This is a genomic window from Allobosea sp. GW822-FHT03F07 (genome assembly GCF_058801345.1).
Genome location: NZ_JBXAND010000001.1, coordinates 623,593 through 644,629, shown reverse-complemented (window position 1 = coordinate 644,629; position 21,037 = coordinate 623,593). Strand labels below are relative to the sequence as shown.

Below are 21,037 nucleotides of genomic sequence, written 5' to 3'. Positions count from 1 at the left end.
GCGCATCGGTCGCATCACACTGACAGGGGTTGTCCTTGCGGTCGCTAGCCTGTTGGTGCGGAGAAATTCGATCCGCTCGCGCACTGCCGGACAGCATGACCGATCTACTCAGCCACCTGTTTCCCGGCGTCTCCGCGTCCGGCCTCGCGGTCCTGCTGGCCGCGACGCTGCTCGGCGGGCTCGTCCGCGGTTTCACCGGCTTCGGCTTCGCGATGGTGTTCATGCCGCTGGCCTCGATGGTGCTCGGCCCGGTCGCGGCGCTCGGGCTGATCTGGTGCATCGACCTGCCCTTCGCCCTGCCGATCGCCGCGCGCAACGCGAGGCAGGCCGAGTGGCGCGAAGTGGCACCCCTGCTCTTGACCGCGACGCTCGCCTTGCCCGCCGGCATCTGGCTGCTGATCTGGCTCGATCGCGAGACGATGCGCTGGATTCTGGCCGGGCTGATCCTGGCCGCTGTCGCGCTGATGGCCTCGGGCTGGCGCTATCATGGCCGGCCGGGCATCCCGCTCTCGCTCGGCGTCGGCGTGCTCTCCGGCCTGTTCAACGGCATGGCCTCGATCGGCGGCATGCCGCTCGCCGTGTTCTGGCTCGGCGCCCAGCGCAACGACCGTCACAAGACGCGCGCCAACCTGCAGACCTTCTTCGGCATCTCGACGCTGGTCAGCGGCGCCATCCTCTGGCGCAACGGCATCCTGACGATGACCGCGCTGACCATGGCGCTGCCGCTGATGGCGGTCTACGGCGCCGGCATGTGGGCGGGAACGCATGGCTTCCGCCTGGCGAACGAAATCACCTTCCGCCGCATCGCCTATGCGGTGATCTTCCTCAGCGCGCTGGTCAGCCTGCCGCTCTGGGATGCGGTGGTCGGGCGGTAGCAGCCAGACCCGTCATGCTCGCCCTTGTGGCGAGCACCCACGTCTTGAACACCGCCATCGCCCAAAACTGGCGTGGATGGTCGGGACAAGCCCGACCATGACGGCGAGGAAAGGCCTCAACCCAGCTTGGCCATGATCTCGTCGGCGATCTCGAAATTGGCGAAGACGTTCTGGACGTCGTCGTCATTGTCGAGGGCTTCCATCAGCCGCATCATCGACGCCGCCTTCTCCTCGTCGAGCGGGGCCGAGGTCGTCGGCCGCCAGACCGGCTTGGCCGAGGCCGGAGCCCCGAGCGAGGCTTCGAGCGCCTTCGAGACCTCGTTCAGCGCGTCGAAGGCGCACAGGATGGTGTGGCCGTTCTCGTCGCTGATGACATCGTCGGCGCCGGCCTCGATCGCAGCCTCCATGATTTTGTCCGCATCGCCGGCCTCCGGCGGGTAGCTGATCTCGCCTACGCGGTTGAACATGAAGGAGACCGAGTTGCTCTCGCCCAGCGCCCCGCCCGCCTTGGTGAAGTAGGAGCGCACGGCCGAGGCGGTGCGGTTTCGGTTGTCGGTCAGCGCCTCGACTATGACGGCGGCCCCGCCCGGCCCGTAGCCCTCGTAGCGGACCTCGTCGTAATTGTCGCCTTCGCCGCCGGCCGCCTTGTTGATGGCGCGCTGGATGTTGTCCTTCGGCATGTTCTCGGCGCGCGCGGCGAGCACGGCCATGCGCAGGCGCGGGTTCATCGCGGGATCGGGCATGCCCATCTTGGCGGCGACGGTGATTTCGCGCCCGAGCTTCGAGAACAGCTTGGCGCGCACGGCGTCCTGCTTGCCCTTGCGGTGCATGATGTTCTTGAACTGGGAATGACCGGCCATGGAACCCGAGCCTCTGCTGTCATGTCGCTAGAGCCCGCCTCGACCATGTCGGGCAGGCGAAGCCCGGCTTATAAGCGCCGCCCTCGCCGGCTAGCAAGCCGCCCGGTGCCGGGCCCCGTTTTGCGCCCGGAGCGGTGCGTCACGCCGGGTTTCTGCATTTCGTTAAGTCATTCTTTGCCAAACCGGTTCCACTGTCATGCGACGAGGGTACCGCCCGCCGGGGCACCGAAGACGTAGGCTTGTATGAATCCATCCTCCAGCACGGTGATCGCAGATCAGGAGCCGCGGTTTCGCGCCTTTCAGATCGGGCCGGAGGACATCGCCGCGCTTCGCGGCCAGGCCGCGTTCGCGAAGGCCCGCCTGCCCGCACTGCTCGTCGACCTGCACGAACAGTTCGCGCCCTGGCCCGAAACGGCGCGCGCCCTGCGCATTCCCGAGGTTCACGACGCCCGGCTCGCGCATTGGATCAGGCTCGCATCCGGCGATCTGCAGGATGGCTTCGTGGAATCGGCCCATCGGCTCGCGACGGCCTTCCATCAGCATGAGGTGCCGGCCTATGCGGTGGCGATCTGCCACGCCATCGTGACCAACCGGATCGGCGTCGAGCTCAGTCTCGACCGCGACTCGCTCTCGCAGCTCGGCCCCTGGCGCAGCAAGGAACTGCGCCGACGCATCGCGCTTCGCTCCGCGCTGAACAAGGCGACCGCCCTCGATCTCGAACTGCTGCTGGAGACCTATGTCGAGGTGCAACGCCAGAGCCGGGAACGGACGCGCGCGGAGATCGCCGCCTTCGAGGCTACCGTCCGCCAGGTGGTCGCGACCGTGAACGCGGGCGCCGGCAGGGTCGAGACGCTGGCCGGCACGATGAACCATGTGATCCAGGACACCGGCAGCCAGGCGATCGCGGCCGCGCGCGCCTCCGACAACGCCTCCGCCAATGTCCACAACGTCGCCAGCGCGACCGGGGAACTGTCGACCTCGCTCGACCATGTCGCCTTCGAGGTGACGCGCGCCGCCACCATGGCGCAGGACGCCCATGCCGCGGCGATCAAGACGGACGTCATCGTCAAGAGCCTGGCCCAGTCCGCCCAGACCATCGGCTCGATCGTCGAGATGATCCGCGAGATCGCAGCCCAGACCAATCTGCTGGCGCTCAACGCCACGATCGAGGCCGCCCGCGCCGGCGAGGCAGGGCGAGGCTTCGCGGTGGTCGCGACCGAGGTCAAGCAGCTCTCGGCCCGCACCGCCCAGGCGACCGACGAGATCGCCGCCCAGGTGCCGGCCATGCAGGCCTCGACCCGAGAGGCCGTCGAGGCGATCGAGAGCATCGTCGGCTTCGTCCATCAGATGTCCGATACCACCTCGTCCGTCGCCAGCGCGCTCGAACAGCAGCGCTCGGCCACGGCCGAGATCGCGCGCAGCGTCGATCTCGCCGCCGTCGGGACGCAGGAGGTGGCACAGACCGTCTGCGGCGTCAGCGATCTGGCCATCGCGGCCGGAACCAGCGTCGGCGAAGTGCTCGACGTGGCCGGGACGCTGGCGCGGGAAGCCAACGCGCTCTCAGCCGCCTTCGACGGCCTGATGAAGCGCAGCCACGCCGCCTGAGGCGAAACCCAGGGCATCGACCCGAAAAGTGGAATGCGGTTTTCGGAAAAGCCGATGCCGGAATAAAGGGCTAGCTGATCGGATCGAATACGGTATTCGGTCCGATCATCTAGCCGGCTGCCTCAGGGTTCCGCCCAGGGCGGCACGGCTTCCGCAAGATGCGGCCCGAGCCTGACCGGCCAGACCGCCTTCGCCAGCCCCGTCGCATCGTCGATCTCGACCGCGACGCCCGACAGCGCCCCCTCGCCCGTCGCAGGTTCGAGCCGCGCGCCCGGCGTCTTCTGCAGGAAGCGCCGCACCGGCTCGTCCTTCTGCATGCCCAGGATCGAATCGTAGTCGCCGCACATGCCCGCATCGGACTGATAGGCCGTGCCGCCGGGAAGGATGCGCGTGTCCGAGGTCGGCACATGCGTATGCGTGCCGACAACGAGGCTGGCGCGCCCGTCAAGGAAATGCCCCGCCGCCTGCTTCTCGCTGGTCGCCTCGGCATGGAAATCGACGATCACGGCGTCGGCCACCTCGCCCAGCGGGCAGGCCGATAATTCCCGCTCCATTGCCTGGAAGGGGTCGTCCAGCGCATCCATGAAGATGCGCCCCATCACATTGACGACAAGGACGCGCGCGCCGTTCCTGGCCTCGATCACCGCGGCGCCGCGCCCGGGTGTGCCCTTCGGATAATTGGCCGGGCGCACCAGCCGGTCCTGCCGTTCGATGAAGACCAGCGCCTCGCGCTGGTCCCAGGAATGGTTGCCGAGCGTCACGGCATCGGCGCCCGCCGCGAGCAGTTCGTCGCAGATCGCTTCCGTGATGCCGAAGCCGCCGGCCGCGTTCTCGCCATTGATCACGACGCAGTCGAGCGCCCAGGCACGGCGCAAGGCCGGCAGGCGCTCCTGCACCACGGCCCGCCCGGGGCGGCCGACGACATCACCGAGGAAGAGAAAACGCATGGGGAGACGATCCGGGAACGGCAAAGACCCTCCGTCGCCCGAATGTCGCCGGGAATCAACTAGAGGCAATCAACCGCAGGCGATGACCTCGCGTTCGGTCACGATCCAGTCGAGGCGCCGGTCATGCGGCTCGTCGGGCACGGCCTCGATCTCCTGGGCGGCATAGGCGATGCCGATCGTGAGCGGCGAGCCAAGCTCGGTGAGCTTCGCGTCGTAATGGCCCTTGCCGTAGCCGATGCGGTATCCGCGCCGGTCGAAAGCGGCGAGCGGCACCAGGAGGATCGTCGGAACGACCTCCGGCTCGGCGGGATGCGGAACGAGCGTGCCGAAGCCGCCGGGCACGATCGGCTCATAGGGGGCCCAGCGCCGGAACAGCATCCGCTTCGAGACGATCGCGGGCAGGCAGAGCGGCAGGCCGCGTTCATGCAGCCCTTCGAGGATCGGCCGCGGATCGGCTTCCGAACGCATCGGCCAATAGGCGGAAACCGGACCGGCGCCCTCTCCGAAAACCGGCAGCGACAGCACGCGCTCCGCGATCAGCGGGTCCCATTCGAGGCGATCGTCGATTTCGAGCGCATCGCGCTGGGCGAGCGCGGCGTCGCGCAGGGCTGCTTTCGTCACGGCGGCGCTATCGGCGAGAAACGTATTGGACATGGACAGTGCTGAGCCACCTCGGCCGTGGAGATTTCGATCCCGGGACACCTACTAAAGTAGGTGGGCGCCGTGTGTCCGGGTCCAGGGATCCGGTCAGGGACAGCTCCCTAGGGAGTCGTATGGGCCCGGGAATACAGTTCCTCGCACGCACCAGGCAGCCCAGCCCGGCCAATGTAGGGAATGCGCCGGCAAAGCGCCAGTGGCGAGTTGGGGCTGACTACGCCCCGGCCCCGCCCTTCGCCGCCTCTGCCCGCGCCAGCCCGTGCCGGATCACCCGGTCGATCAGGTCGGGATAGGCGATCCCGGTCACCGCCAGCGCCTTCGGATACATGCTAATGTCGGTGAAACCCGGTATCGTGTTGATCTCGTTGACCACGGCGCTCATGTCCGGCCGCACGAAGAAATCGACGCGGGCCATGCCGTCGCAGCCGAGCGCATGGAACGCCTTCAGCGCCAGCCCCCGGATCCGCTCCGCGACATCGGCAGGCAGGTCGGCGGGGATGCTGATCGCCGCGCCGTCGGCATCGAGATACTTCGCCTCATAGGTGTAAAAGCCGTGGCTGGCGGCCGCCGCGATCTCGCCGGGCACGGAGACGATCGTCTCGCCATCGGCCTGTTCGAGCACGCTGCACTCGATCTCGCGCCCCTGGATGAATTCCTCGACCAGCAGCTTCTGGTCGAATTTGAAAGCCTCCGCCAAGGCGGCGCGAAACTCCTCCGCCGTGCGGGCCTTGCTGACGCCGACCGACGAGCCCTGCCGTGCGGGCTTGACGAAGAGCGGCAGGCCGAGCGTCGCGTTGACCTCGTCGAAGGACGGCGTCTCGCCGCGCCGCACCGTGATCGAGCGCGCCACCAGAAGCCCGGCCTCGCGAAGCAGGCGCTTGGCGATGTCCTTGTCGATCGCCGTCGCCGAGCCGAGGATGCCGCAGCCGGCCAGGGGCACGCCCGCGATCTGGGCCAGCCCCTGGATCGAGCCGTCCTCGCCGTTGAGACCGTGCAGGACCGGAAACAGGACATCGACCGCCGGCAGTTCCTCGGGCGCGCCGCCTTTCGGCAGGCAGAGCAGACGGCCACGCCCCCCCGGCACCAGGCAGATCTGGGCGCCACCCTCGGGGATCGGATCGGGCAATACGCCGTTCTGCAGCTCGAGCAGGCTCCATTCGCCGCTCCGGCTGATCAGGATCGGCACGACCTCGTATTTCGCCTTGTCGATCGCCCGGACCACATTCCCGGCAGAGAGGATGGAGACGTCGTGCTCGGCGGATTGCCCGCCCAGGAGAACAGCAACCCGCAATCTGGTCGTCATGAACTGGATATCTCGCGTCGATCTGGATGAAAGGTTTCAGCCCACGGGGCCGGGAATCAGACTGCGTGCCACGCCTTCGATCCGCTCGGCGGCGGCCACAAGCGCCTCGGCCGCGCGGTCCTCCACCTCGCCGAGGCGCCGGTCGGCCGCCCCCGCATCGCCCTGGATCAGGGCGAGGTCGGCTTCGAGCCTTGCGACCTTGCGCTGCAATTCGGAAACCTCGTCGGCCACCATCAGCGCGGCCATGACATGCAGCCGCATGTCGCCAATCTCGCCGAAGGCGTCGCGCATCTCCTGGATCTTGCCGTCATAAATTCGGGCGAGGCCTTCCAGATGCGGTTCCTCGCCCTCCCCGCAGGCCATGCGATAGGCCTTGCCGGCGATGGTGACATTGACCTGCGGCATGGCTCTCCCCGCTCAATGCTCCCGGATGCCGGGGCCGACCTGCGCCGGCTCCGGATAGGCGGATTCGTCGTCGCCGGCCTCCTCGCCGCCCTCGTCGGGCTGCTCCGCCGCGGCTTCGGCACGCGCGATCACGGCGCCGATGACGTTCATCGCGCGCTGCAGCCGCTGGTCGACATCGGCGGCGGCCGTCTCGACATCGCCGAGCCGCGCCGTCGCGCCGTCGAGCTCGGCCGCGAGCCTCGCGCGGTCGTCCTGCATCAGCGCCAGCTCCGTCTCCAGATTGGCCCGCCCGCGCTCGGCTTCGACACGCCGCCGCGCCGCGGCCTCGAGTTGCGCCAGCGCGCCGTCGAGGCGCATCAGGGCATTCTCCAGCATCAGGCTCGCCACGTTCGCTCTCCCTTCAGATCGAAGCCGGCTCACACGATTCGCGACCCTAGACCAAATCGCCGGAAAACGGGAATCGCATGGCGAAGATGAGGCCCGTTCCCAAGGGCTTGGCCCCTCTTGCTGACTTCGCGGATGCAGCAAGGCGAAATCGAGGCACGCCTTTGCCTGTCGGGACAGCGCCGGGGCGAATTGACTCGAAGCGAACCGGCAGCCTAATCGAGCCACCATTCGACGCGACCAGACGACATCGGAATTTCGGACCGTCCCGGCCTGCCGCTATGCAGGATTTGGCCGCGGCCTCGTCCTCCCGCCAGACGGAGCCTGAGATACTCATGACCACGATCGACCGTGCCCAGCACGACAAGCTCGCCAATGCCATCCGCTCGCTCGCGATGGACGGCGTCGAGCAGGCGAAATCCGGCCATCCAGGCCTGCCGATGGGCGCAGCCGACGTCGCCACCGTGCTTTTCACCCGCGTGATGAAGTATGACGCAGCCGATCCGCGCTGGCCCGACCGCGACCGCTTCGTGCTCTCGGCCGGCCACGGCTCGATGCTGCTCTACGCCCTGCTCTATCTCACCGGCGTGCCCGGCATGGAGCTCGCCGACCTCAAGAAGTTCCGCCAGCTCGAATCGAAGACGCCGGGCCACCCCGAGAACTTCATGACCGCCGGCATCGAGACCACCACCGGCCCGCTCGGCCAGGGTCTCGCCACCGCCGTCGGCATGGCGATGGCCGAGCGCATGCTCGCCGCCGAATTCGGCAAGAAGGTAGTCGACCACCATACCTACGTTCTGGCCTCCGATGGCGACCTGATGGAAGGCATCAGCCAGGAGGCGATCGCGCTCGCCGGCCACCAGAAGCTGAACAAGCTGATCGTGCTCTGGGACGACAACGGCATCTCGATCGATGGCCCGCTCTCGATCACCGACAATGTCGACCAGGTCGCCCGCTTCAAGGCCTGCGGCTGGCGCTCCGAGCGCGTCGACGGGCATGATCCCGACGCCATCGAGGCCGCGATCCGCCGTGCCCAGAAGTCCAGCAAGCCGACGATGATCGCCTGCAAGACCGTGATCGGCTTCGGCGCACCGAAGAAGGCCGGCACTTCCAAGGCCCATGGCGAGCCGCTTGGCGCCGAGGAGCTCGCCGCCGCCAAGAAGGCGCTCGGCATCACCGGCGGCGCCTTCGAGGTCGCGGCCGACGTGCTGAAGACCTGGCGCAGCCATGGCGCGGCCGGCGCCAATGCCCACTCCAACTGGAAGAGCCATTTCGGCGCTCTCTCCGAGCGCAAGCGCGTCGAATTCGAACGCCGCCTGGCCCATGGCGTGCCGGCGAAGCTCGCCAAGGCCATCCTCGCCCACAAGAAGTCGCTGGTCGCAGCCCCGCAGGCGGTCGCCACCCGCAAGGCCTCGGAAATGGCGCTCGAAGCGATCACCCCGATCATGCCGGAGCTGGTGATGGGCTCGGCCGACCTGACGCCGTCGAACAACACCCGCACCAAGGCAGCCCTGGACTTCACGCCGAAGACCCCGAAGGGCCGCTATGTCCGCTACGGCATCCGCGAGCACGGCATGGCCGCCGCGATGAACGGCATCACCTTGCATGGCGGTTTCCGCACCGGCGGCGGTACCTTCCTCGTATTTGCCGATTATGCCCGCCCCTCCATGCGGCTCGCCGCCCTGATGGGCCTGCCCGTCGTCTACGTCATGACGCATGACTCGATCGGCCTCGGCGAGGACGGCCCCACGCACCAGCCGATCGAGCAGATCGCCTCGTTGCGGGCCATGCCGAACATGCATGTCTTCCGCCCGGCCGACACGATCGAGACCGCCGAGGCCTGGCAGTTCGCGCTCGAGAACACCAAGGGCCCGACCGTGCTGGCGCTCTCCCGCCAGAACCTGCCGCAGCTGCGCACCGACGCGACCGCGACCAATCGTTCGGCCAAGGGCGGCTACGAATTGCTCGCAGCCGAGGGCGGCAAGGCTCAGGTCTCGCTTTTCGCATCCGGTTCCGAGGTCGAGATCGCGGTGGCCGCCCGCAAGCTCCTGGCCGAGAAGGGCATCAAGGCGCGCGTCGTCTCCGTGCCCTCGCTCGAACTCCTGCTCCAGCAGGACGAGGCGACGCAGGCCGCCATCATCGGCACCGCCCCGGTCAAGATCGCGCTCGAGGCCGGCGTCCGCTTCGGCTGGGATGCCGTGATCGGCCATGACGGCGTCTTCATCGGCATGTCCTCCTTCGGGGCGAGCGCGCCCTACAAGGAGGTCTACAAGCATTTCGGCATCACGCCGGAGGCCGTGGCCGAGGCTGCGATCAAGCGTCACAACGCCTGAGATTCGCAAAATGCGTGAGAGAATCGGGCATCATCCCGATTTTCTCGACCAACCACTTGCGTTCGGCCACGCTTTGGCCGAATTGCCCGCATGAATGGCGTGCGAACGCCTCAGTTCGGCGAAGGAGAGGTTTGAGATGACGGTCAAGGTGGCGATCAACGGCTTCGGCCGCATCGGGCGCAACGTGCTGCGCGCGATCATCGAATCGAAGCGCAAGGACATCGAGGTCGTGGCGATCAACGATCTCGGCCCGGTCGAGACCAACGCCCATCTCTTCCGCTACGACTCCGTGCATGGTCGCTTCCCCGGCACGGTGACGGTTTCCGGCGACACGATCGATGTCGGCCGCGGACCGATCAAGGTCACCGCCGTGCGCGATCCCAAGGACCTGCCGCACAAGGCGCTCGGCGTCGACATCGCGCTGGAATGCACCGGCATCTTCACCACCAAGGAGAAGGCCTCGGCCCATCTCGCCGCCGGCGCCAAGCGCGTGCTGGTCTCCGCCCCCTGCGACGGCGCCGATCTGACCGTCGTCTTCGGCGTCAACAACGCTGCCCTGACGGCGGACCATATCGTCGTCTCGAACGCGTCCTGCACCACCAACTGCCTCGCGCCGGTCGTGCGCGTGCTCCATGACGCCGTCGGCATCGACAAGGGCTTCATGACCACGATCCACGCCTATACCGGCGACCAGCCCACGCTGGACACCATGCACAAGGATCTCTACCGCGCCCGGGCCGCCGCGCTCTCGATGATCCCGACCTCGACCGGCGCCGCCAAGGCGATCGGCCTCGTCATCCCCGAGCTCAAGGGCCGTCTCGACGGCTCCTCGGTGCGCGTGCCCACCCCCAACGTCTCGATGGTCGACTTCAAGTTCCTCGCCAAGCGCAAGACCACGGTCGAGAAGATCAACGACGCGATCATCAAGGCCAGCAAGCGCGGCCCGCTCAAGGGCATCCTGGCCGTCACCGACCAGCCCAACGTCTCGGTCGACTTCAACCACGACCCGGCCTCCTCGACCTTCGCCCTCGACCAGACCAAGGTCATGGAGGACAAGCTCGTCAGTGTCGTCGCCTGGTACGACAACGAGTGGGGCTTCTCGAACCGCATGAGCGACACCGCCGTCGCCATGGGCAAGCTGCTCTGATCTGACGCTCTTTCGAGGCCGCACCGCTCCGGTGCGGCCTCGCTCCCTTCTCCAATCGAACGGAACGACCATGGCCAAGATCGAGCCGACCGTCGCGTCGCAAGGCGACGCTTCCGTCCCGACGCCAGTTGCGCCTGCACCGACCTACGGCACGCCTTTTGCCGTCGGTAGCGCCATGCCTTCGACACAGGCCGCGCCCGTCACCGAGCCGCGCCAGCTCGACCAGCTCTCCCGCATCGAGGAGAAGGCCGCGCGCATCGAGGAGAAGTTCGCCCGCTACGAAGCCGTTCTGACCCGCGCCGAGGCTTCGCTGGAGCGCAGCGCCCACAAGGTCGACGCCGCCGCCGGCACGATGGATTTCGCCGCGATCCGCGGCGAGATCGCGGGCCTTCGCGACCGGGTCGATGCGACGCCGCGCTCCGCGACCCTGTTCACGACAGCGATCGTCACTGCCGTCCTCACCGTCATCCTGACCGTCCTCGTGCTGCGCTTCGGCGTGCCGGGCCTCATGCCCAAGCTCTTGCCGTGACAGCTGCCATGACTGCTGCCGTGACCGCATTCAAGACGCTCGACGACGCCGACCTCGCAGGCAAGCGCGCCCTGGTCCGTGTCGACCTCAACGTCCCCATGGAGGACGGAAAGGTCACCGACGCGACGCGCATCGACCGCATCCTGCCGACGATCCGGGAGATTTCGGCCAAGGGCGCCAAGGTCGTCCTGCTCGCGCATTTCGGCCGGCCCAAGGGCCGTGACGACAAGAACAGCCTGAAGCAGGTCGTCCCCGCGCTGGCCCATGCGCTGGGCCAGCCCGTCACCTTCGTCGGCGATTGCATCGGCGAGGATGTCGCGAAGGCGGTATCGGCTGCGAAGAACGGCGAGGTCCTGCTGCTGGAGAACACCCGCTTCCACGCGGGCGACGAGAAGAACGATCCGGAATTCGTCAGGGCGCTCGCCGCCAATGGCGACCTCTTCGTCAACGACGCCTTCTCGGCCTCGCATCGCGCCCACGCCTCGACCGAAGGCCTCGCCCATGTCCTGCCGGCCTACGCCGGCCGCACCATGCAGGCGGAGCTGGAAGCGCTTTCCGCTGGCCTCGACAACCCTGCCCGCCCGGTGATGGCGATCGTCGGCGGCGCCAAGGTCTCGACCAAGCTCGAACTGCTCGGCAACCTCGTGAAGAAGGTCGATGTCCTCGTCATTGGCGGCGGCATGGCCAACACCTTCCTCGCTGCGCGCGGCGTCGATGTCGGCAAGTCGCTCTGCGAGCATGATCTCGTCGGCACCGCCCGCGAGATCGAGGAGAAGGCCAGGGCCGCCGGCTGCGAGATCATGCTGCCGGTCGATGCGCTGGTCGCCCGTGAGTTCAAGGCCCATCCCGGCCACCGCGTCGTCCAGACCGGTGAGGTTGCGGCCGACGAGATGATCCTCGACGCTGGTCCCTTGAGCGTCGCCGAGGTCGTGCTCAAGCTCGACAAGGTCAAGACGCTGGTCTGGAACGGCCCCTTCGGCGCCTTCGAGCTGCCGCCCTTCGACACCGCCACTGTCACCGTCGCCAAGGCGGCGGCCCAGAAGGTCAAGGCCGGCAAGCTGGTCGCGGTCGCAGGCGGCGGCGACACTGTCGCCGCGATGAACCATGCCGGCGTGGCTGCCGACCTGACCTATGTCTCGACTGCGGGCGGCGCCTTCCTCGAATGGATGGAAGGCAAGGCCCTGCCGGGCGTCGAGGCGCTGCGGAAGGGCTGACATGGACTTGCGCTCTGCCCTTGTGGCAGAGCGTGTTTATGCTATGTTCTCGCCGTGAAGCGGGAGTTGACCGTGAGCGGGAACGTCCAGACGGCGATGTACGAAATCCTGAAGAAGCTTCAGGCTGAGATGTCCTCGTTTCGAACGGAAACGCACGAGCGCTTCGAGCGGCTCGAAGAACTGGTCCGCAAGCAGTGCCGCGACACGGCCGGCCTGCTCGTCATGGCCAAGGCGACCACCGGCCAGTTCGCCGAGGAGCTCGCAGCCATCGAAGAGCGCGTGACGGCATTGGAAGCGCGCGGCCGCTGATCTTAAGCGCTTTCCCCGCTTTCGCTTTACCTTTGTCGCAGTTCGCCTTTAAACGCTCCCCATATCCATTGCCTTCAAGGGGAGTTCCATCGTGGCCCGTATTACGCTCCGCCAGTTGCTCGATCACGCCGCCGAAAACGACTACGGCGTGCCCGCCTTCAACATCAACAACATGGAGCAGGCTCTGGCGATCATGGCGGCGGCCGACGCCACCGACGCCCCCGTCATCATCCAGGCCTCGCGCGGCGCCCGTTCCTACGCCAACGACATTATGCTCAAGCACATGATGGACGCGGTCACCGAGATCTATCCGCACATCCCCGTCTGCGTGCATCTCGACCACGGCAACGAGCCGGCGACCTGCATGACCGCGATCCAGGCCGGCTTCACCTCCGTCATGATGGACGGCTCGCTCAAGGCCGACGGCAAGACCCCGGGAGACTGGGACTACAATGTCGGCGTGACCAGGACCGTGACCGAGATGGCCCATCTCGGCGGCATCTCGGTCGAGGGCGAGCTCGGCGTGCTCGGCTCGCTGGAATCCGGCGAGGGCGAGAAGGAGGACGGCCATGGCTTCGAGGGGAAGCTCTCCCACGACCAGCTCCTGACCAATCCGGAAGAGGCGGTGAAGTTCGTCGCCGAGACCAAGGTCGATGCGCTCGCCATCGCCATGGGCACCTCGCACGGCGCCTACAAGTTCACCCGCAAGCCCGACGGCGCGATCCTGGCGATGCATGTCATCGAGGAGATCCACAAGAAGCTGCCGAACATGCACCTCGTCATGCACGGCTCCTCCTCGGTCCCGCAGGACCTGCAGGACATCATCAACCAGTATGGCGGCAAGATGCCCCAGACCTGGGGCGTGCCAGTCGAGGAGATCCAGCGCGGCATCAAGCACGGCGTCCGCAAGATCAACATCGACACCGACAACCGCATGGCGATGACCGGCCAGATCCGCAAGATCCTGTCCGAGCACCCCGGCGAGTTCGACCCGCGCAAGTATCTGAAGCCCGCCATGGAGGCGATGACCAAGCTCTGCAGCTTGCGCCTGCAGGAGTTCAACACCGCCGGCCAGGCCTCGAAGATCAAGCGCGTCGCGACCACCGCCGAGATGGCCAAGCGCTACGCCAAGGGCGAGCTCGACCCGACCTTCGGCTCGCAGAAGGCGGCTTGAGGCAAGGCGTCATTCTCGGCGAGGCGCGGGGAACCCCTCTCCTGTAAGGAGAGGGGCAGGGGTGAGGTGTAGGCCCCTCGACCAGTCGAGTGCCGACCCCGAAGCAATGGAGCGGTGAGGTCACAGCCAATCGTCAAACGCCCGACCTCACCCTACCCTCTCCTTACAGGAGAGGGTTCCCGCGCCTTGTTTTCCAACAGATCGGGCGGCACACCCGATCAAACCCCGATCTTGCCGCCGCCCTTGCGGGTGATCGCCACCACGGAGGGGCGCACCGGCATGTCCGGCTTGAAGTCCGGCCAGCGGGTCGAGAGATCCTCGTAATAGGAGCGGCGGCCGAAGGCCGGCCAGTCCGGACCGTCGTCGCCTGGATGCTGCACGGCGACGAAGGCCGTAGTGTCGTCCGGCGTAAAGCAGGGGCCGCAGAGCTCGGCGCCATGCGGCACGCGGTAGAACAGCTTCGAGGTCCGGCGCGCACCGCCCTCGGTATCGACCGCCCAGAGCCCGTCGGTCCGCCCGGTCACGTCCGGCCCGTTGCCATCGGTCGAGACCCAGAGGCGCCCGGCGGAATCGACCACGGCATTGTCGGGCATGCCGAACCAGCCGCTTTTCGTCGTGTCGGTCGAGAAGCTCGCCCCGACCGCCGCGACGGACGGGTCGCCGCATTTCAGCAGGATTTCCCAGCGCCCCTTGGTCGCGGTGTGGTCGCCGCCCTCCTCGATGATCTCGATAATGTGGCCGAAGGCGTTCTTGGCACGCGGGTTGGCAGCGTCGATCTGCTCGTCCTTGCGGCTCGTATTGTTGGTCAGCATCACATAGACCTTGCCGGTCACCGGGTTGGGCGTGATGTCCTCGGGCCGGTCCATCTTGGTGGCGCCGAGCAGGTCGCCGGCGCGGCGGGTCTCGATCAGCACGTCGGCCTGGCTCTGGAAGCCGTTGGCGGCCGTGAGCGGCCCCTGGCCGAAGACCAGCGGTAGCCATTCGACGGCGCCGTCGGCTGCGAACTTCGCGACGTAGAGCGTGCCGGAATCAAGCAGATCGAGATTGGCCGCACGGTTGTTCGGGTCGAAGCGCCCGGCCGTGACGAATTTGTAGACATAGTCGAAGCGCTCGTCGTCGCCGAGATAGACCACGACGCGGCCGTCCTTCGCGACGATGTTGTCGGCGCCCTCATGCTTGCAGCGGCCGAGCGCGGTGCGCTTCTTCGGCACCGAGTTCGGATCGAAGGGATCGACCTCGACGACCCAGCCGAAGCGATTGGCCTCGTTCGGCTCCTTGGCAAGGTCGAAGCGCTCCTCGAACCGGCCCCAGGCGTAAGGCGAGGACGGCACGGCGAGGCGCTTGTAGTTCGCCTCCTCCCGATGGCCCTCCGGCAGCTTGCCCGAGAAATAACCGTGAAAGTTCTCCTCGCCCGTGACGAAGGTGCCCCAGGGCGTCATCGCGCCCGAGCAGTTGTTGAGCGTGCCGAAAACCTTGCGGCCGGACGCGTCGGCTCCGGTCTTGACGCGGTCGCTTCCGGCAACCGGGCCCGAGAGCTGCATCTCGGTCGCGACCGTAATGCGGCGGTTGTACTTGGAATCCTTCACCAGCGCCCATTTGCCGTCGGTCCGGCGGATTTCGGCGACGGTCGCGCCATGCGCCATCGCCTCGATGCGGAAGCGCTCCGGCGTCGCGTTCTTCAGCACCGGCTTGCCGTCCTTCATCTCGACGACGCCCGGGAACATCAGATGCGGGTTGGTGTACTCGTGATTGACGAAGAGCACGCCATGGGCGGAGGGGTCGGCCGCGCCCGGCATCGGCAGATAGCCGACGAAATCATTGTTGTAGCCGAACTGCTGGGCCTGGGCCTCGGGCGTCTGCTTCGCCGGGTCGAAGGCTGGCGCACCGCTGGTGATTGGATCGCCCCAGCGCAGCAGCACGTCGGCGTCGTAGCCCTCGGCGACATGGTGGTCGGCATCGACGCCGGCCTCGACCTCCTTGAACGAGAAGGCCGACTTCACCCCTTGCGCCTGCGCCTGCTCGGCCGTCTCCAGCGCCAGCGTGCCGACGGTCGCCGAGATCGCGGAGACCGCGAGCGCGCCCTTGAGCAGCCCGCGGCGCGAGAAGCGCTGCGAGATCAGCTCGCCCATCGTCGGATTGTCGGTCGGGTTCCGCGGCTCGGCGTCCTCGTGCTCCAGCATGCTGGCGCCAAAGGTCGATTCGTATTGCGTCTCGTCGCTCTTGATCTCGTCGCTCATGGGGTCGGTCCTGACGAAGCTTCAGATTGGCATTGGAGGAAATCGAGCGATAGGCGGCGGCGGTGACGCTGCGGTGACAATAGTCCTGCAAGACGCAGCGCACATGCCGGCCGGGCGCCCGGGCTCTTCCGGCCGGCGACACTTTCTGGTTGAAGGAGCACCCGCCGCGCTCACCGCTGCCCTCGCCGCAGGTTCTGTATGTCGATCGTCTTTTCAGCGCTGGTCGCGGCCTTCGTCGGCTTCTCCGCCTCGGTCGCGGTGGTGCTCGCCGCGACGCAGGCGGTTGGCGCGACCCCGGGCCAGGCGATTTCCTGGATCGCCGGCCTCGCCATCGCCCAGGCCGGGGCCGGCATCTGGCTGTCCTGGCGCTACAGGATGCCGATGATCTGCGCCTGGTCGACGCCAGGCGCCGCGCTGATCGCCGCGACGAGCGGGCTCGACATGGCGGCCGCCGTCGGCGCCTTCCTGCTGGCCGCCGCGCTGATGATGCTCACCGCCGCCTTCCGCCCGCTCGGCGCGCTGATCGAGAAGATCCCGATGCCCGTCGCCGCCGCCATGCTGGCCGGCGTGATCTTTCGCTTCGTCGTCGCGGTCTTCGACGAAATGCGCGTCTCGCCCGGCCTCGTCGTGCCGCTTCTGGCGGTCTTCCTGCTGGCGCGGCTGATCAACCCGTTTCTCGGCGTGATCGCGGCGCTGTTCGCCGGCATCGCGCTCAGCTTCGGCCTCGGCCTCGCAAGCTGGTCTGCCGGCGCCTTGACTCTCAGCGGCCTCGAATTCGTCACACCGCGCCTTGATATCGCAGCCATGCTCGGCGTCGGCGTCCCGCTCTATCTCGTCACCATGGCGGCGCAGAACTTGCCCGGCTTCGCCGTCCTGCGCGCGGCGGGCTACAAGCCGCCGACAGCGGCCAGCCTTTTCGCGACCGGGCTCGCCTCCTTCCTCACGGCGCCATTCGGCGCCCATATGGTCAACATGGCCGCGATCAGCGCCTCGATCTGCACCGGTCCCGATACGCATCCCGATCCGGCCCAGCGCTGGAAGGCCGGCGTGCTCTACGGGCTCGCCTATCTCGCCATCGCCGCCTGCGCCGGCATTCTGCTCGCCTTGATCTTCGCCATGCCGAAAGCGCTGATCGTGGCGGTCGCCGGGCTGGGCCTTCTCGGCTCGCTCACCGGAGCCCTCGGCCAGGCCATGGCTTCCGAAAGGGAGCGTATCGCCGCCGTCATCGCCTTTGCCGTCGCCGCCTCCAGCCTGACGCTGTTCGGGGTTGGGTCGGCCTTCTGGAGTCTCGTTGCCGGCCTCAGCGTCTTGACTTTGGACGCGGTCGCAGGCCGTTTGCGCGCAAGATCATGACCATACAGCACCCACCCACCCGCCTGATGCTCGTCACCCCGCTCGTGGCGGATGCCGACGCGATGGCCTTCAAGCTGATGCAGGCCCAGGCCGGCGGCGACATCGCGGCCGTGCTGCTGCGCCTCGCCGAGGGCGACGAGCGCAGCCGCATCGAACGCATCAAGCGCCTCGCCGGCCCAGTCCAGGCCGCGAATGTCGCCCTCGTGGTCGAGGCCTCGGCCGTGGTGGCGACGCGCGGCGGCGCCGACGGCGTACATCTGACCGGCGGCGTCGAGGCGATCGCGGAGGCGCGCTCCAGCCTGAAGGGCGAGCGCATCATCGGCGCCGGCGGCCTGCGCGCCCGGCACGACGCCATGGATATCGGCGAGGCCGGCGTCGACTACGTCATGTTCGGCGAGCCGCGCCCCGATGGCAGCGTGCCGCCGCTGCCCGCGGTGATCGAACGTGCCGGCTGGTGGGCCGAGATCTTCGAGACGCCTTGCGTCGCCTATGCGCCCGATCCGGAATCGGTGCCGGCGCTGGTCGAGACCGGCGCGGAATTCGTTGCGCTCGGCGCATGGGCCTTCGAGGAAGGGCGCGACATCCGCGCCCTCGTCGCCGAGGCCAACGAGGCCATCGCCGCTCGCGCCGCCCGGAAAGCCGCCAGATGAGGCGCCTGCGCCGCGGCCTCGCCGGCCTGCTGCCTATCTGCCTGCTGCTGCTCGCCGGTCTTGCGCAGGCGCTTCCGGCGATGGCGGCCGAGACGGACCTCGCCTATGGCGCTTACCAGACCGGCCATTATCGCCGCGCCCTGCGTGAGGCCCTGAAGCGCATCGAGGCCGACAGCAAGGACGCCGCCGCTATGACCCTCGTCGGCGAGCTCTACCGGCAGGGGCTCGGCGTCCCGCCCGACCAGAAGGTCGCGACGGAATGGTATGAGCGCGCCTCCGAGCGCGGCGACGTCAACGCCACCTATGCGCTGGCGATCGCCCTGCTCGGCGATGCAGGCGGCCGCAGCGACCCGGTCCGCGCCGGTGCTCTGTTGCGCCAGGCTGCAGCCGCAGGCCACGCCGCCGCCAACTACAACCTCGCGCTCTCATTGCTCGCCACGGGGCAGGCGCAGGACGACGAAGCCGCCATCAAAAGCCTCCAGATTGCAGCGAAAGCTGGCATCCCCGACGCCCTATATGCGTTGGGTACCCTCGCGAAGCAGGGGCGCGCCATGCCGGCGAGCGACGTCGCCGCCGCGGAATGGATGGCGAAGGCCGCCGCCGTCGGCCATGTTCCCGCGGAGATCGAATACGCCATCATGCTGTTCAACGGGGCCGGCGTCGCCCCCGACGAGACGGCCGCCGCCAGGCTGTTCCTCCGCGCCGCCGGCAAGGGCAACCCGATCGCCCAGAACCGCATCGCACGGCTCTACCAGATCGGTCGCGGCATTCCACCCGACTCGATCGAGGCGGCGGCCTGGCATCTGGCGGCTCGGGCGCGGGGCCTCGACGACCCCGCCCTCGAGCAGCTCTTCGACCGCCTCAATCCCGAGCAGCAGCGCCGGGCCGCCCTCCTCGCCGCCAGCCGGATCGAGGGCGCGGCCTTGACGGCGCCCTGACGGGCGCGCAAGGGACCGATTGAATTTTGACGAACTGACGCGCGCTCTGGCTTGAGCGCCACAGGATTGCGCCGGATGGCGCGAACGAGGTTGAGATGATCCGCTCCCCCCTGATGACCGTGATGACCGACGCCGTGATGAAGGCGTCCCGTTCGCTGAAGCGCGATTTCGGCGAGGTCGAGAACCTGCAGGTGCTCGCCAAGGGGCCGGGCGACTTCGTCTCCAAGGCCGACCACAAAGCCGAGGAGATCATCCGCGGCGCGCTGGAGAAGGCCCGGCCCGGCTACGGCTTCGTCATGGAGGAAAGCGGCGTCGTCCAGGGCACCGACGAGAGCAATCGCTGGCATATCGACCCGCTCGACGGCACCCACAACTTCCTGCGCGGCATCCCGCACTGGAACATCTCGGTGGCGCTGGAGCGCGACAATCAGTTCATCGCCGGCGTGATCTACGACGCCGCGAAGGACGAGCTGTTCATGGCCGAGAAGGGCAAGGGCGCCTATGTCAACAACCGCCGCATGCGCGTCTCCGGCCGCCGCGAGCCGACCGAGATGCTGATCGGCATGGGCGTGCCCCATATCGGCAAGGGCGGCCACCCGCTCTTCCTGCGCGAGCTCGGCGCCGTGATGCCGCGCTTCTCCAATGTCCGCCGCATGGGCTGCGCCGCGCTCGACATCGCCTATGTCGCGGCCGGCCGCATGGACGCCTATTGGGAGCGCGACCTCAACACCTGGGATTTCGCGGCGGGCGCTGTGATGATCCGCGAGGCCGGCGGCACCTTCGGCACGCTCGACGGCAAGCAGCCGACCATGGCGCGCGACATCATCTGCGGCAACGAGATCGGCGAACAGGCGCTGCGGGCCGCTCTCAAGGCGGCCTGAACGGCGCGGCCGGGCTCCGGCTGTCGACAGCTCGTCATATGTCTTTGATCTTTCGCGCTTGATCATCGCGGCATGGGAGGCGACAGTTCCCGCTGCGGTCAGAGCATGATGCCGAAAAGTGGGAACCGGTTTTCGGCATCATGCTTTCGCTCTTCGACTTGTAGAGACGAACGGAAGACGAAGCATGGCGAATGAGGATTTGGCGGCCGAGACGGCAACGGCCGCGCCGGTGCGGGACGAAACCCGCTTCTCGCGACCGCTGCGCTACGTCATCCGCGCGCTTCTGTTCCTCGCCCTGATCGGCTTCCTCGGCTTCATCCTCCAGGCCGGGCTGATCTCGGCCTTCATGACCAATCCGGGCCTGAACGGCCTGATTCTCGGCTCGCTCCTGGTCGGCGTCCTGATCGCGCTGCGCGAACTCTGGCGCCTTCACAGCGAGGCGCGCGCCGCGACACGGCTGGCGGCCGACCCCGGCCTGGCGGACGTCCGGCGCGGGCAGGTCATCGCGCCGCTGGGCCCGGTCCTGCCGGCTCTCGACGCCCGCAGCCTCGCCCCGTCCCAGGCCGCGAGCGTGCTCGAATCGATCGCGGTCAGGCTCGACGACGGCCGCGAGGTGCTGCGCTATCTCGCCGGACTGCTCGTCTTTCTCGGCCTGCTCGGCACCTTCTGGGGCCTGCTCGATACGGTCTCCTCGGTCGGCAACGTCATCAAGTCGCTGCGTACCGGCGCCGAGGCCGGCGTGCTGTTCGACGAACTCAAAGCCGGCCTCGCCGCCCCGCTCGCCGGCATGGGCCTGTCCTTCTCCTCCTCGCTCTTCGGCATCGCCGGCTCGCTCGTCCTCGGCTTCCTCGAACTGCAGGTCGCCCAGGCCCAGCGCCGCTTCCGCAACGAGGTCGAAAGCTGGCTCGGCACGCGAACCACGACCGCGGGCGCAGCTGTCGTCGCCGGTCTGCAGCCGCTGACCGGCGACCCGCTCTCCGACAGGCTCGACCGGCTCGGCGTCGCCATGACCGAGAGCGGCGCCAACAACCGTGCGGCAACCCAGGCGCTCGCCAATCTCGCCGAAGGCATCCAGGGCCTCGTCCAGCACATGCGCTCGGAGCAGCAGCTGATCCGCGACTGGGTCGAGGCTCAGGCTGCGCGCGAGAAGGATCTCAAGCGGCTGCTCGAACGCCTCACCGCCGACAATGTGATGGAGCCTTGATGGTCCTCGCCGCGCCTGTCGCCCCCAAACCA

20 protein-coding genes and 1 other RNA gene are annotated in these 21,037 nt (G+C 67.8%); 13 read left to right on the top strand and 8 right to left on the bottom strand.

What is annotated here, in order from left to right:
* Window positions 1-95 precede the first annotated feature (95 nt).
* Complete coding sequence (locus AC1RMY_RS03085; RefSeq protein WP_492862471.1) at window positions 96-875, top strand: sulfite exporter TauE/SafE family protein; 780 nt, start codon at window positions 96-98, stop codon at window positions 873-875.
* 116 nt (window positions 876-991) lie between these two features.
* Here the strand turns inward: AC1RMY_RS03085 and AC1RMY_RS03080 are convergent, their stop codons facing one another.
* Entirely contained in the window at window positions 992-1,735 is a 744-nt protein-coding gene (locus AC1RMY_RS03080; RefSeq protein WP_492862470.1) for a YebC/PmpR family DNA-binding transcriptional regulator, read from the bottom strand.
* A gap of 243 nt (window positions 1,736-1,978) precedes the next feature.
* Between AC1RMY_RS03080 and AC1RMY_RS03075 the strand changes: the two genes are divergently transcribed.
* The gene (locus tag AC1RMY_RS03075) at window positions 1,979-3,340 is read left to right on the top strand and encodes a methyl-accepting chemotaxis protein (RefSeq protein ID WP_492862469.1); all 1,362 of its coding nucleotides are present in this window, start codon (window positions 1,979-1,981) and stop codon (window positions 3,338-3,340) included.
* A 122-nt stretch (window positions 3,341-3,462) separates the two neighbouring features.
* On the opposite strand, the gene AC1RMY_RS03070 is transcribed toward AC1RMY_RS03075, so the two are convergent.
* The 6 genes from AC1RMY_RS03070 to AC1RMY_RS03045 all read right to left on the bottom strand — a co-directional run bounded on the left by AC1RMY_RS03070 (window position 3,463) and on the right by AC1RMY_RS03045 (window position 7,039).
* Complete coding sequence (locus AC1RMY_RS03070) at window positions 3,463-4,287, bottom strand: TIGR00282 family metallophosphoesterase (RefSeq protein ID WP_492862468.1); 825 nt, start codon at window positions 4,285-4,287, stop codon at window positions 3,463-3,465.
* Window positions 4,288-4,356: 69 nt separating this feature from the next.
* Entirely contained in the window at window positions 4,357-4,941 is a 585-nt protein-coding gene (locus AC1RMY_RS03065) for a 5-formyltetrahydrofolate cyclo-ligase (RefSeq protein ID WP_492862467.1), read from the bottom strand.
* 6 nt (window positions 4,942-4,947) lie between these two features.
* Window positions 4,948-5,105: non-coding RNA, 6S RNA (gene ssrS, locus AC1RMY_RS03060), on the bottom strand.
* A 53-nt stretch (window positions 5,106-5,158) separates the two neighbouring features.
* The gene (locus AC1RMY_RS03055; RefSeq protein WP_492862466.1) at window positions 5,159-6,247 is read right to left on the bottom strand and encodes a D-alanine--D-alanine ligase family protein; all 1,089 of its coding nucleotides are present in this window, start codon (window positions 6,245-6,247) and stop codon (window positions 5,159-5,161) included.
* 36 nt (window positions 6,248-6,283) lie between these two features.
* On the bottom strand, window positions 6,284-6,652 hold the full coding sequence (locus AC1RMY_RS03050) for a cell division protein ZapA (protein WP_492862465.1): 369 nt from the start codon (window positions 6,650-6,652) through the stop codon (window positions 6,284-6,286).
* Window positions 6,653-6,664: 12 nt separating this feature from the next.
* Window positions 6,665-7,039 (bottom strand): DUF4164 domain-containing protein, encoded by a 375-nt coding sequence (locus tag AC1RMY_RS03045; protein ID WP_492862464.1) that lies wholly within the window; start codon window positions 7,037-7,039, stop codon window positions 6,665-6,667.
* A 332-nt stretch (window positions 7,040-7,371) separates the two neighbouring features.
* Between AC1RMY_RS03045 and tkt the strand changes: the two genes are divergently transcribed.
* From tkt to fba, 6 genes are all read left to right on the top strand, one after another.
* Entirely contained in the window at window positions 7,372-9,369 is a 1,998-nt protein-coding gene (gene tkt / locus AC1RMY_RS03040; RefSeq protein ID WP_492862463.1) for a transketolase, read from the top strand.
* A gap of 136 nt (window positions 9,370-9,505) precedes the next feature.
* Window positions 9,506-10,516, top strand: a complete 1,011-nt coding sequence (gap, locus tag AC1RMY_RS03035) for a type I glyceraldehyde-3-phosphate dehydrogenase (protein WP_492862462.1) — start codon at window positions 9,506-9,508, stop codon at window positions 10,514-10,516.
* A 70-nt stretch (window positions 10,517-10,586) separates the two neighbouring features.
* Entirely contained in the window at window positions 10,587-11,045 is a 459-nt protein-coding gene (locus AC1RMY_RS03030) for a hypothetical protein (RefSeq protein ID WP_492862461.1), read from the top strand.
* A gap of 20 nt (window positions 11,046-11,065) precedes the next feature.
* Window positions 11,066-12,259, top strand: a complete 1,194-nt coding sequence (locus tag AC1RMY_RS03025; RefSeq protein WP_492862460.1) for a phosphoglycerate kinase — start codon at window positions 11,066-11,068, stop codon at window positions 12,257-12,259.
* 72 nt (window positions 12,260-12,331) lie between these two features.
* Window positions 12,332-12,568 (top strand): hypothetical protein, encoded by a 237-nt coding sequence (locus AC1RMY_RS03020; RefSeq protein WP_492862459.1) that lies wholly within the window; start codon window positions 12,332-12,334, stop codon window positions 12,566-12,568.
* A 91-nt stretch (window positions 12,569-12,659) separates the two neighbouring features.
* A complete protein-coding gene (fba, locus tag AC1RMY_RS03015) occupies window positions 12,660-13,742 on the top strand; it encodes a class II fructose-bisphosphate aldolase (RefSeq protein WP_492862458.1) in 1,083 nt (360 codons plus the stop codon).
* Between the two features lie 218 nt (window positions 13,743-13,960).
* Here the strand turns inward: fba and AC1RMY_RS03010 are convergent, their stop codons facing one another.
* Window positions 13,961-15,979, bottom strand: coding sequence for a PhoX family protein (locus tag AC1RMY_RS03010; protein WP_492862457.1), 2,019 nt, complete (start codon window positions 15,977-15,979; stop codon window positions 13,961-13,963).
* 198 nt (window positions 15,980-16,177) lie between these two features.
* Here AC1RMY_RS03010 and AC1RMY_RS03005 point away from each other — a divergent pair, with 198 nt between their 5' ends.
* From AC1RMY_RS03005 to AC1RMY_RS02985, 5 genes are all read left to right on the top strand, one after another.
* A complete protein-coding gene (locus tag AC1RMY_RS03005; RefSeq protein ID WP_492862455.1) occupies window positions 16,178-17,332 on the top strand; it encodes a benzoate/H(+) symporter BenE family transporter in 1,155 nt (384 codons plus the stop codon).
* A complete protein-coding gene (locus AC1RMY_RS03000; protein ID WP_492862454.1) occupies window positions 17,329-17,982 on the top strand; it encodes a thiamine phosphate synthase in 654 nt (217 codons plus the stop codon). The genes AC1RMY_RS03005 and AC1RMY_RS03000 overlap by 4 nt, the downstream gene beginning before the upstream one ends.
* A complete protein-coding gene (locus AC1RMY_RS02995) occupies window positions 17,979-18,920 on the top strand; it encodes a tetratricopeptide repeat protein (protein WP_492862453.1) in 942 nt (313 codons plus the stop codon). Before AC1RMY_RS03000 ends, AC1RMY_RS02995 begins: the two co-directional genes overlap by 4 nt.
* Window positions 18,921-19,015: 95 nt before the next feature.
* Window positions 19,016-19,801 (top strand): inositol monophosphatase family protein, encoded by a 786-nt coding sequence (locus AC1RMY_RS02990; RefSeq protein ID WP_492862452.1) that lies wholly within the window; start codon window positions 19,016-19,018, stop codon window positions 19,799-19,801.
* A gap of 184 nt (window positions 19,802-19,985) precedes the next feature.
* Window positions 19,986-21,005, top strand: a complete 1,020-nt coding sequence (locus tag AC1RMY_RS02985) for a flagellar motor protein MotA (protein WP_492862451.1) — start codon at window positions 19,986-19,988, stop codon at window positions 21,003-21,005.
* Window positions 21,006-21,037: the final 32 nt, after the last annotated feature.